This is a genomic window from Nocardia tenerifensis NBRC 101015 (assembly GCF_000308715.1).
Taxonomy (GTDB): domain Bacteria; phylum Actinomycetota; class Actinomycetes; order Mycobacteriales; family Mycobacteriaceae; genus Nocardia; species Nocardia tenerifensis.
This window is the reverse complement of sequence record NZ_BAGH01000250.1, coordinates 1-10908: the sequence shown is the minus strand read 5'-3', so window position 1 is coordinate 10908 and position 10908 is coordinate 1. Positions and strand designations below refer to the sequence as shown.

Annotated in this window: 11 protein-coding genes and 1 pseudogene; 8 read left to right on the top strand and 4 right to left on the bottom strand. The window is 70.0% G+C overall.

Annotated features, from left to right (window positions below; all coding sequences use genetic code 11):
* Nucleotides 1-403: 403 nt before the first annotated feature.
* The 3 genes and pseudogenes from ON39_RS50700 to ON39_RS19780 all read right to left on the bottom strand — a co-directional run.
* Nucleotides 404-1138: pseudogene (locus ON39_RS50700) on the bottom strand (shikimate kinase); the annotation flags it as partial.
* Complete coding sequence (aroC, locus tag ON39_RS19785; protein WP_040736459.1) at nt 1135-2346, bottom strand: chorismate synthase; 1212 nt, start codon at nt 2344-2346, stop codon at nt 1135-1137. The pseudogene ON39_RS50700 and the gene aroC, both read right to left, overlap by 4 nt.
* Before the next feature lie 77 nt (nt 2347-2423).
* Entirely contained in the window at nt 2424-2891 is a 468-nt protein-coding gene (locus tag ON39_RS19780) for a prepilin peptidase (RefSeq protein WP_040736450.1), read from the bottom strand.
* 233 nt (nt 2892-3124) lie between these two features.
* On the opposite strand from ON39_RS19780, the gene ON39_RS19775 reads away from it, so the two are divergent.
* From ON39_RS19775 to ON39_RS19745, 7 genes are all read left to right on the top strand, one after another.
* Nucleotides 3125-4252, top strand: coding sequence for a M24 family metallopeptidase (locus tag ON39_RS19775; protein WP_040736449.1), 1128 nt, complete (start codon nt 3125-3127; stop codon nt 4250-4252).
* Between the two features lie 45 nt (nt 4253-4297).
* Nucleotides 4298-4861: an elongation factor P gene (gene efp, locus ON39_RS19770; RefSeq protein ID WP_040736448.1), complete on the top strand. Its 564-nt coding sequence runs from the start codon at nt 4298-4300 to the stop codon at nt 4859-4861.
* A gap of 27 nt (nt 4862-4888) precedes the next feature.
* Nucleotides 4889-5395 carry a transcription antitermination factor NusB gene (gene nusB, locus ON39_RS19765; protein WP_040736457.1) on the top strand — a complete coding sequence of 169 codons (507 nt, stop codon included), beginning with the start codon at nt 4889-4891 and terminating at the stop codon, nt 5393-5395.
* Complete coding sequence (locus ON39_RS19760) at nt 5392-5652, top strand: YciI family protein (RefSeq protein WP_040736447.1); 261 nt, start codon at nt 5392-5394, stop codon at nt 5650-5652. Before nusB ends, ON39_RS19760 begins: the two co-directional genes overlap by 4 nt.
* A gap of 263 nt (nt 5653-5915) precedes the next feature.
* A complete protein-coding gene (locus tag ON39_RS19755; RefSeq protein WP_040736446.1) occupies nt 5916-6806 on the top strand; it encodes a hypothetical protein in 891 nt (296 codons plus the stop codon).
* Nucleotides 6806-7492, top strand: a complete 687-nt coding sequence (locus ON39_RS19750) for a hypothetical protein (protein ID WP_051186821.1) — start codon at nt 6806-6808, stop codon at nt 7490-7492. The genes ON39_RS19755 and ON39_RS19750 overlap by 1 nt, the downstream gene beginning before the upstream one ends.
* Nucleotides 7474-8346, top strand: coding sequence for an inositol monophosphatase family protein (locus tag ON39_RS19745; RefSeq protein ID WP_246003150.1), 873 nt, complete (start codon nt 7474-7476; stop codon nt 8344-8346). The genes ON39_RS19750 and ON39_RS19745 overlap by 19 nt, the downstream gene beginning before the upstream one ends.
* A 90-nt stretch (nt 8347-8436) precedes the next feature.
* On the opposite strand, the gene ON39_RS19740 is transcribed toward ON39_RS19745, so the two are convergent.
* Nucleotides 8437-9717, bottom strand: a complete 1281-nt coding sequence (locus ON39_RS19740) for an ArsB/NhaD family transporter (RefSeq protein WP_246003151.1) — start codon at nt 9715-9717, stop codon at nt 8437-8439.
* Between the two features lie 54 nt (nt 9718-9771).
* Between ON39_RS19740 and ON39_RS19735 the strand changes: the two genes are divergently transcribed.
* On the top strand, nt 9772-10908 hold a 1137-nt coding region (locus ON39_RS19735; RefSeq protein ID WP_040736444.1), incomplete at its 3' end, for a TIR domain-containing protein.

Sequence of the window (10908 nt, the reverse complement as noted above, 5' to 3'; positions counted from 1 at the left end):
CAGCGGTGTCCGCCGTGCCGGTCGCATGAGTCGTGCCAGTCGCGCCGGTCGTGTCCGCCGTGTCAGCCGCGCCGGTCGCGCGAGTCGTGCCGGTCGTGCTCGCCGTGCTGGTCTGGTCGGTCGTGCTCGCCGTTTCGGTCGGGTGCTCCGTGCCAGTCATGCCTGTAGTGCCGGTCGTGCCTGCCGTGTCCGCTGACGCGGCGGGCTCGACCGGCCTGGACGAGCGGCGGCCGCGCCAGCTCCGGCCGGTCGAGTTCTTGCTCTCGGGCGTGGACGGGATTTCGGGGTGCCCGGCCGCCGATCCGTTCGGCACCGCGGACTCGCCCTTGGCTCCGGCTCGGCGCGTTCGCCAGCTGCGGCCTGCCGCGTTCGCGGCGGACTTACCGGTGGGTACCGGCGCTTCGGATGCCTCCGCCGAGTCTCCCGCCGCTGCGGCTGCGGCTCGGCGGGCGGCGGCGCGTGCGCGCGCTCGGCGACGAGCCCGAGAACGACTGCTGCCCTGGGGTTTTCCGGTGTCCTCCGGCGCGGTCGCCGAATTCTCGGGCGACGCTGTGGTCTCGACCAGCGGCGTGGTCTCGGTGCCGTCGGTGTCGGTGTCGGTGACGGCCGGTTCGAAGCCGAGCTTCGCGAGCACCATCTTCACCACGCGGCCGGGGCTGCGACCGTCGGTGCGCACCCGGACGGTGGCGACCTCGCGATAGAGCGGGCGGCGCTTGCGCATCAGCTCGCGATACTTGGCGGCCGGGTCCGCGCCGTTGAGCAGGGGGCGGCTGGTGCTCGCCCCGGTGCGCCGAAGTCCTTCGCCCACACTGATCTCCAGGTAGACGACGGTGCGGTTGCGCAGCAGCGCCCGGGTGTCCTTGGACAGCACCGCGCCGCCGCCGAGCGAGACGACGCCGCGCTCGGCGAGGATGGCGCGGCGGACCACCCGCTCCTCGATCCGGCGGAACTCCGGCTCACCGTCGGTGGCGAAGATCTCCGGAATGGTGCGACCGGTCTCCCGCTCGATGCCCGCGTCGGTGTCGTACAGCTCGACGCCGAGTTCCTTCGCGAGCTTGCGGCCGATCGTCGTTTTCCCCGCGCCCGGCGGTCCGACCAGCACCACGCGCGGCGCGCGCGGATCGGTCTGCACGATCACGGCGTGCTTGGGTCAGCGGTCGCGTTGTGCGGTCGGGCGCTGATCCGCTTCACATAGCTGGTGATGTTCTCCAGGGTCTCGCCGAGCGAGTCGCCGCCGAACTTCTCCAGCGCGGCCTGCGCCACGACCAGCGCGACCATCGATTCCGCGACCACGCCCGCGGCGGGCACGGCACACACGTCCGAACGCTGGTGGATGGCGACGGCCTCCTCGCCGGTGGTCATGTCGACGGTCGCCAGCGCGCGCGGCACCGTGGAGATCGGCTTCATCGCGGCGCGCACCCGCAGCGCCTCGCCGTTGGTCATGCCGCCCTCCAGGCCGCCGGCCCGGTTGGTGGAGCGCAGCACGCCGTCGCGGCCGGGCCGCATCTCGTCGTGCGCCTGGCTGCCGCGGCGGCGCGCGGTCTCGAAACCGTCGCCGATCTCGACGCCCTTGATGGCCTGAATGCCCATGAGCGCGGCCGCGATCCGGGAGTCGAGGCGGTTCTCGCCGCTGGTGAACGAGCCAAGGCCGACCGGGAGACCCTCGATGACCACCTCGACGACGCCGCCGAGGGTGTCGCCGTCCTTCTTGGCCGCCTCGATCTCGGCGATCATCGCGGCCTCGGCCTCCTTGTCGAACGAGCGCACCGGGCTCTCGTCGATCGCGGCGAGGTCGCCGGCCGCGGGCACGACACCGGTGGTGTTCTGCGCGGTGCCGATGGACACGACGTGCGAGATCACCTCGACGCCGAACGCCTGCCGCAGGAAGTTGCGCGCCACCGTGCCCGCCGCGACGCGGGCCGCGGTCTCCCTGGCGCTGGCGCGCTCGAGCACGTTGCGCGCGTCGTCGAAGTCGTACTTGAGCATGCCGGAGTAGTCGGCGTGCCCGGGGCGGGGACGGGTGAGCGGGGCGTTGCGGGCCAGCTCGGCGAGCTCCTCCGGGTCGACCGGGTCGGCGGACATGACCGTCGTCCACTTGGGCCACTCGGAGTTGGCGATCTCGATGGCGACCGGGCCGCCCATGGTGCGGCCGTGCCGGACGCCGCCGACGACGGTCACCTTGTCGGCCTCGAACTTCATCCTGGCGCCGCGGCCGTACCCGAGCCTGCGGCGCGCCAACTGCGCGGAGATCTCGTCGGACGTGACCTCGACACCGGCCACCATCCCCTCGAGGATGGCGACGAGAGCGGGACCGTGGGATTCTCCGGCAGTTATCCAGCGCAACACGCCGTCCATCTTCCCATGTCGACGCCTCCGCTCCCGCACGCGGTCTCGGGCGTCCGCGCGCACGCGCGCCGCGCCGCTCATCCGACGCGCGCCGTGGCCAGCGCGCACACCGTCGCCAGGCACATGGCGGGTCCGTGCGGTATCGCGGTTCGGTGGTCGGACCGAACCCCGTCGGCGGGAGCGCGGATTCGACACAGGCCCAGCAGGACGAGCGCGGCGAGCGCGGTGCACAGTGGCGCGGCCAGCGCGGCCCGGACCCAGACCTGGCCCCCGCCGAGCGCCGCCGCCGCGCCCAACCCGACGGCGAGCTTCACGTCTCCGGCGCCGAACGACCTGGGCAGCATCAGGTGCACCAGGAGATACGGCACGGCGAGCAGCGCGGCGCCGAGCAGCGCGGCTGTGCATCGACCTGTGCACAACGCGTAGCCGAAGACCGCGGCGGCACCTGCCGCGGTCAGCGGATTCGGTAGCCGCCGCCACCGAAAATCGATGACGCTCAACACAACACACCACGCGAGGAGGGCGGCGAAGGCAACGATCGGCATGCCGTCAACTCTCGTCCGTTCCTGCCGAACGACAAGCCCCCTCCGCACGAATGTGGACAGCATTTCGACATGTGAACAACCGATCTCCACGTCCCGTCCGGTACGGAAAACCGTCAGCGCCAACGGCATTCCGCGATGCGGGCAAAGATCACCGACACCAGCGCGGCGCGCCCGCGACAGCCCGTACACGTGTTGCATGCGGCTATCCGGCGTGTCGGCGGTAGCTTTGAACCATGTGTGCTGATCACGTGGGCCATGCACCCGACTACGCCGCGCGGCGTGGCGCATTGCGCAGTCTGCTGGTGGAGAACGGGGTCGACGCCCTATTGGTCACCGACCTGGTGAACCTGCGCTATCTCACCGGATTCACCGGATCCAACGCGGCGCTGCTGGTGCACTCCTGGGACACGCGCAATGCCGAGGAGCGCACGGTGATCGGCACCGACGGCCGGTACCTGACCCAGGTCGCCGAGCAGGTCCCCGACCTGCGCGCCGAGATCGCGAAGGCCACCGCGCCCCGGATCATCGAGCTCGCGGGGGAGTGGCAGCTCGGCCGCGTCGGGTACGAGAGCCACATCGTCACCGTCGAGCAGCACCGCGGCTTCGTCGAGCAGCGCACCGGCCTGGAACTCGTCGCCACCCCGGGCCTGGTCGAGCAGCTGCGCATGGTCAAGGACGCCTATGAGGTGGGCCGGCTCCGCGCGGCCTGCGCGGCGGCCGACGCCGGACTCGCCACCCTGCTCGAACGCGGCGGGCTGCGGCCGGGCCGCACCGAACGCCAGGTCGCCCGGGACCTCGAGTGGGCCATGTTCGAGCACGGCGCCGACGCGGTGTCCTTCGAGACCATCGTGGCCACCGGTGTGAATTCGGCTGTGCCGCATCACCGGCCGACCGACGCGGTGCTCGCGACCGGCGACTTCGTCAAGCTCGACTTCGGCGCGACGGTCGGCGGCTACCACTCCGACATGACCCGCACCTTCGTGCTCGGCCGGGCCGACGACTGGCACCGCGAGGTGTACGCGCTGGTGGAGGCCGCGCAGCGGGCGGGCCGGGAGGCGCTGCGCCCCGGCGTCAAGGCCGACGCGGTGGACGCGGCCTCGCGCTCGGTGATCGAGGCGGCCGGCCACGGCAAGCTGTTCGTGCACGGCCTCGGACACGGCGTCGGCCTGCAGATCCACGAAGCGCCGAGCATCGCCAAGAACGCAACCGGTACACTACTTGCTGGCGTGGCGGTGACCGTCGAACCCGGTGTGTACTTTCCCGGCCGCGGCGGGGTCCGGATCGAGGACACGCTCGTGGTGCGCGAAGGGGGCCCCGAGCTGCTCACCAACACCAGCAAAGACCTGACCGTCGTCGAGTGACGCCGGTCGAACCACAGTGTTTACGAACTAGGAGATCCGAGGACAGTGGCGGACACCAGCGACTTCAAGAACGGCCTTGTGCTGAAGATCGACGGCCAGCTCCAGCAGATCGTCGAATTCCAGCACGTCAAGCCGGGCAAGGGTCCCGCCTTCGTGCGGACCAAGCTGAAGAACGTGCTGTCCGGCAAGGTGGTCGACAAGACCTTCAACGCGGGCGTCAAGGTGGAGACCGCGACGGTCGACCGTCGTGACATGACCTACCTGTACCACGACGGCTCGGACTACGTCTTCATGGACGGCGACACCTACGACCAGATCTCCATCGAAGAGGCCACCATCGGCCCCGGCGCGCGTTTCCTGCTGGAGAACATGTCCGTGCAGGTCGCCACGCACGAGGGCGCGCCGCTGTACGTCGAACTGCCGGTCTCGGTCGAGCTCGAGGTCAAGCACACCGACATCGGCCTGCAGGGCGACCGCTCCACCGGCGGCACCAAGCCCGCCACCCTGGAGACCGGCGCCGAGGTGCAGGTCCCGCTGTTCATCAACACCGGTGACAAGCTGCGCATCGACTCGCGCGACGGCAGCTACCTCGGCCGCGTCAACGCGTGATCGACACCGGCCGGGATAATGGTGACCGTGGCTGAACAGCCGGTGGACAAGAAATCGTTCAAGAAGCTCGGCACGCGGCACAAGGCCCGCCGCCGGGCGGTCGATCTGCTCTTCGAGGCCGAGGCCCGCGACGTCGACCCGGCCGACCTGCTCGACGAGCGGTCCGAGCTGGCCGCCCGCGACCAGGCGGTCGCGCCGGTGCACGCCTACACCCACACGCTGGTGGAGGGCGTCGCCGACGATCTCGACCGGGTGGACGGCACCATCGAGTCCTACCTCAAGGACTGGGAACTGTCCCGGCTGCCCGCCGTCGACCGTGCCATCCTGCGGATCGCGGTGTGGGAGTTGTTCCACGCCAACGACGTTCCGCCGGTCGTCGCGGTGGACGAGGCGGTGGAGCTGGCCAAGGAGCTGTCCACCGACGACTCGCCGTCGTTCGTGAACGGCGTGCTCGGCCAGGTCGTGCTGGTCGCGCCGCAGGTGCGCGCCGCCGCGGCCGCCACCCGCGCGCCGCGCCCGGAGTCCGAGGCGTGAAGAAGTACCTCGTGCTGGCGATGCGCACCCCGCGCTTCGACCCCGCGGTGCTCCAGCCGCACAAGGATTTCCTGAAGCAGCTGAGCGATCGGGGTCAGCTGGTGGAGAGCGCCCGCTTCACCGACGGCACCGGGGGCGCGTACTTCATCGCCGCCGAAAACCTCGACGCCGCAAAGGAACTCGCGTTCGCTGATCCGGTGCACACCACGGGCTCCTCGGCCGTCACTGTTTACGAGTGGGAACCCACCACCCCCTGAGTTCCGCACAGCCGCACACCTTTTGATCGCCATGGGTGTGCGGCTGTCTCTTTGCGCGGCCCTTGCGCTCCCGCCGGGGGTGTACGGGAACCGGCGGAAGCGTGATGCCGAGGCATCCGGGCCTGCTGTCGCCGAAGCTCGGCGACCGGATTCCATCCTGGTTCCTCAACCACACTCGAGGTCAAGCGGCCGGGATGTGGGCTGAACCACCGGCCCGGCCGATTCGCTGCCTCTATCCTTGGGGGGACAGAGGGGAGGGCCGCATGGCGCGGTTGCTGATCTGGTTGCGCAACAACGTCGACGGCGTCGTCGCGTTGGTGCTCGCCGTGGTGGTCGGCTTGCTCGCGGTTCTCGACGTGATCAGCGTGGACAACGTGAACGCCGCGGTGCTGCTCGTACTCGCGTTGCTCGCGACGACGCTGCTGCGCGACCGGCACATCTCGGCCAAGGCGATGCGCGACGCGACCTCGGTGCAGCTGCTGTACGGGCCCGAGATCGGCCACGCGCACACCCTCGCCAGGCGCGGCACCGAGCAGTGGATCTTCAAGGGCGGCACCGGAACCTACATCCGGGCGGTGACGCTGCGCGAGTGCGTGGAGAACGCGCGGCGCGAACAACGGCCGCTGCGTGTGCAATTGGAGATCCTCGATCCGACCGACGAGGCGCTGTGCAAGACCTACGCCCAGTTCCGTTCGTCGCTCTCGCCCGAGGCCGACCGCACCGGCGAGCTGTGGACCACCGAGCGCACCCGCAAGGAGGCGTTCGCGACCGTGCTGGCGGCCTGCTGGTATCGCCAGCGGTTCACGTTCCTGACCATCGACGTCGGCCTGTCGACGGTGATGACGACTTTCCGCTGGGACCTCTCGTCCAGCTGTGTCATTGTCACCCAGGACAATCCGAACACCCCGGCGCTGATGTTCGAGCGGGACAAGCCGTACTACCGTGATTTCAACCGCGAACTCGTCGCCAGCTTCAAGCAGACCCGTCAGGTTCCGTTGAGCCGCAGCGAGGAGTCGCCGCTGTCCGACGAGCCGACCGTCGACCAGGTCCGCGGCCTCTTCCAGACGCTGTCACTGGATCTGCCCGCCGCGTTCACCGATCGCGACGTCGCCGACATCGTGCGTCGCGCGCTGCAACCGAGGAACCCGTATTAGTGAACGAATATGCCCGCCTGCGCGCCATGATCGGCTCCGACGCCACCGGAGCCGCGGTGCGCGAGTGGGCCCGCGACGTCCTCACCGGCGTCGCGGACGGTAGCTCCGACCTGACCGCGGTCCGACATCCGTTGGGCTTCCTGTGTTTTCCGGCGTGGCGCGGCGACGGCCTCGGCATCTGCGTGCACGTGTGGACCGAGGGGGTGCGCGCCGAGCCGACCACGTCCTCGGTGCACGCGCACAGCTGGGACCTGCTCAGCACCGTTCTCTACGGCACCGTCGGCAACGAGATCGTCGAAATCCTCGGCGCCCCGGCGCGTCCCACGCACCGTCTGTTCGAGATCCACAGCGCCGCCGACGGCGATCTGGTGCGCGCCACGCAGCGACTGGTCGCCTACCGGACCCGCTCCCGCGAGGACTTCCACGCGGGCGAGGTCTACACCTTGCCGCACGGCGCCTTTCACGTGTCCGACGTGCGCGGCGAGGCGGCGACCGTGGTGCTCGGCGAGGACAATCGCGGCCGCCCGGACCTCTCACTCGGCACGCCGGTCACCGCCGACCACTGGGTGCGTCGAACCTTGTGCGGCCCCACCGAATCTCGGCGCGCGGCACACACCGTGCTCGCCCACCTGCGGGACCAACCCCTGCCGAAGCAACTGGAGAACCGATGCGAGCGGGCGACGTGATGAACCAGGTACTCCCCGACACCGTGCTCGACCTCGCGGCGAGCGTCGCCGTCGCGGCCGCAGTCGAGGCGGGGCACGCGATCCGCTCCGGCCTACTGGCCGCGACGGTCAGCGCGAAGGACGAGTCCGGTGACGTGGTCACGGATTTGGACCTGCGCGCCGAGGAGATCATCCTGCGCCACGTCCGCCGGGCCTTCCCCGCGCACCGCGTCCTCGCCGAGGAGTCCGGTGTCCTCGACAACGCCGACGACGCGTGGTGCTGGGTGATCGACCCGCTCGACGGCACCAACAACATCGCCATCGGCCTGCCGGTGTGCACGGTCGGTATCGCGCTGTGCCACCACGGAACACCGGTGCTCGGCGTGGTGCACGAGCCGATCGCCGACCGCACCTGGACCGCCGTGCGCGGTCGCGGCGCGCACGGCCCGAAGGGGCCGGTGTGGCATCCGGCGCATCGCCCCGCGGCCGCGGCACCGGTCCTGGCGTGGTTGCAGGGCTATCCGGTCACCCGCGCCGACCCCACCGCCCGCGCCCTGCGGCTGACCCTGGAGTCGGCCTCCCGCAGGCTGATTCAACTCTGGTCGCCGCTGCTGTGCTGGGTCATGTTGAGCAACGGCGACATCGACGGCTTCGTCGGCTACCGAGCCGGGATGGTCGATTTGCCCGCCGGTGCGCTGTTGGCCAGGGAGGCCGGCATGCACCTCACCGACTTCCACGGCGCGCCCCTCGACGAGCGGCTCGAATTGCCCTCCGGGGAAGTGGATTTCATCGCAGGCAGCGCCGAGATGATGTCCGACCTCACGCTGCTGGTGAAGTCGGCGGCGTCGGTGACAGTCACCGGCTTACCCGGCTGACGCAGGTCTGGCTCGTTCGGGTCGACGAAGAGCACCCGGCGACATGCTCGGGATGGCGTGGGCGGACCCGTGAGCCGTACGAAACCGCCGCTACCCGAAGACGAGCAGTGCCGCGACCGCGCCTGTAGTGCCCGCGACGGCCAAACCGAGCCCGGTGAGAACGAAGCGGAGCATCGGCACGCGCACGCCGTGGGTGCGGCAGAACTCCAGGCAGAGCAGCGTCGCCAGCGAGGCCCACGGCGTGACGATCGGGCCGATATTGGTGCCGATGAGCAGCGCGAGGAGTTGGTTGTGGTTCTCGGGCGGCACCACGGCCTCGCCTGCGGTGTAGGCGGGGAGATTGTTGGCGATGTTCGACAGCGTGGCGCCCGCACCGGCCGCCCGGAAGGCGCCCGCCGCACCGGAGTCGGACCCGATCAACGTGTGCATCAGATCGGAGAGGCCGAGGCGTCCGAGCGTCGGCACCACCAGGAAGAGCCCGACGACAAAAACTAATAGGCGCCAAGGGATCAGCGAGAAGCGCAGCGACGCGCGGTCGAAGACGGCGAAGGCGAGCACCGCGATGGCGGCGGCGATGGTCGCGGCGATGCCGATGCGGTTGCCGACGAACGGGATGGCGAGGATGAACAGCAGGCAGGCGGCCGCCGTGATGTACAGCAGCACACGCTCTTTCGCGTTCGCCGGGCGGATCGGCGCCGGTGGGAGGTAGCGGTCGGCGTCGCGGCGGCCGCGCCGCCAGTACCACAGCCACAGGAACAGCATCGTCGCCGCCAGCGAAACGAGCTGGGGCAGCCACATTTTGGCGGCGAACCCGGTCGCCGTCAGCGCGACCCGGTCGGCGGCGAGCAGATTGGTGAGGTTGGAGACCGGCAGCAGCAGGCTGGCCGTATTGGCGAGCCAGACGGTGGTCATCGCCAGCGGCAGCGGCGGGATCCGCGCGGGGACGGCCAACGCGAGCATGACGGGCGTGATGAGCACGGCGGTCGTGTCGAGGTTCAACAGCATGGTGGTCGACGACGCGAACAACACGCACAGCACGAACAGCGCCGGATAGTGGCCGCGCCCGAGAATGGCGAGCCGATGCGCGATCACGTCGAACACCTTGGCCTGCCTAGTGAGCTCGGCCAGCACGATCACGCTGCCGAGGAACAGCAGCAGCGGGCCGATGCGGCGCATGTTGTCGGCGGCCTCGTCCCTGGGCAACAGCCCGGTGAGCACGCACAACACCCCGGCGAGCAGCAGCCCGAGCCGGACGAAGTCCAGCACGCTCAAGCCCCAGCGGGGGCGTTGGTCCGCCGCCTCGGCGCTCGACGGGGAGTTCCGCTCGGAGGAGTCGACCTGTTCGCGCACGATAGCCATGCTATTGGTCATGGGTTCGCACGTACGGACCGCGACCGGTCAGCGCGCATTAGACATACTGGGTGGGTGACACAGCAGGGTGGGCGGGCGCGGGACTTCTTCATCAGCTACTCCCCGGCCGACGAGCGGTGGGCGACCTGGCTCGCCTGGCAGTTGGAGAGTTCCGGTTACAGCACCCTGATCCAGGCCTGGGATTTCGTGCCGGGCACCAACTTCATCGACTTCATGGATCGCGGCGTGCGCGACTCCGCCGTGGTGCTCGCGGTGCTCTCCGACAACTATCTCCAATCCCGTTACGGGACAATGGAGTGGCAGGCCGCGTTCCGCACCGACCCCGGCAAACTGCTGCCGATCCGCGTCGCGGACTGCGCGCTGGAGGGCCTGCTCGCCACCCTCACCTATATCGACCTGGTGGACGTGCCGACCGACGAGCAGGCGCGGCGCATCCTGTTCGAACGGGTGCGCCATCTACTCGCGGGCCGGGGAAAGCCGGAGCACGCGCCCCGATTCCCGAACGAACTCGGCCCCGCCGCGGACCCTTACGCCGACGAGGACAACGCGGGCCCCGTCGAGTCCGCGCGCAGCAGGCGCACTCCCGTTGCGGCGCCGGCGTTTCCGGGCGGTCCGCGCCGCGACGAGCACCGGTCCGGCGTGAGCGTGCTGCACGTGGCGGGCCCGCGCTTCGGCCGCGGCCTGTTCGCGCCCGACGAGCCGAGCACCGCCCGCGAACTACAGTCCCGCATCTACGCCAACGTCACCCAGTTGGTCGACAACGGCGTGCCGAAGCCCGACATGATCGTGGTGACCGGCGATCTCACCGAGTCGGGGCGCCCGCGCGAGGTCGACGAGGCGCTCACCTTCCTGACCGGTCTGCGCGTGCTGCTCGGGCTCGAGCCCGACCGGCTGATCGTGGTGCCGGGCAACCACGACGTCTCCAAGGTCGCCTGCCACGCCTACTTCCTGAATTGTGAAGCGCGCGACCGCAAGCCGCAGCCGCCGTACTTCCCGAAGCTCGAGCAGTACGCGCGGCTGTTCACCGAGCTGTACCAGGGCCTCGATCATCTCGTGTTCGACGTCGGTCAGCCGTGGACCCTGTTCCCGATCCCCGAATTGCGGGTGGTGGTGGCGGGTTTGAACTCGACCATGGCCGCGACCCATCTGCCCGACGACGACTACGGCAGCATCGGTGAGCCGCAGGCCGCC

Bases quoted from the DNA above. Each gene is read 5' to 3' on its own strand.
- ON39_RS19745 (WP_246003150.1), top strand. From the start codon at position 7,474: ATGCGAGCGGGCGACGTGATGAACCAGGTACTCCCCGACACCGTGCTC.
- ON39_RS19740 (WP_246003151.1), bottom strand. From the start codon at position 9,717: ATGACCAATAGCATGGCTATCGTGCGCGAACAGGTCGACTCCTCCGAG.
- ON39_RS19780 (WP_040736450.1), bottom strand. From the start codon at position 2,891: ATGCCGATCGTTGCCTTCGCCGCCCTCCTCGCGTGGTGTGTTGTGTTG.
- ON39_RS19775 (WP_040736449.1), top strand. From the start codon at position 3,125: ATGTGTGCTGATCACGTGGGCCATGCACCCGACTACGCCGCGCGGCGT.
- ON39_RS19755 (WP_040736446.1), top strand. From the start codon at position 5,916: ATGGCGCGGTTGCTGATCTGGTTGCGCAACAACGTCGACGGCGTCGTC.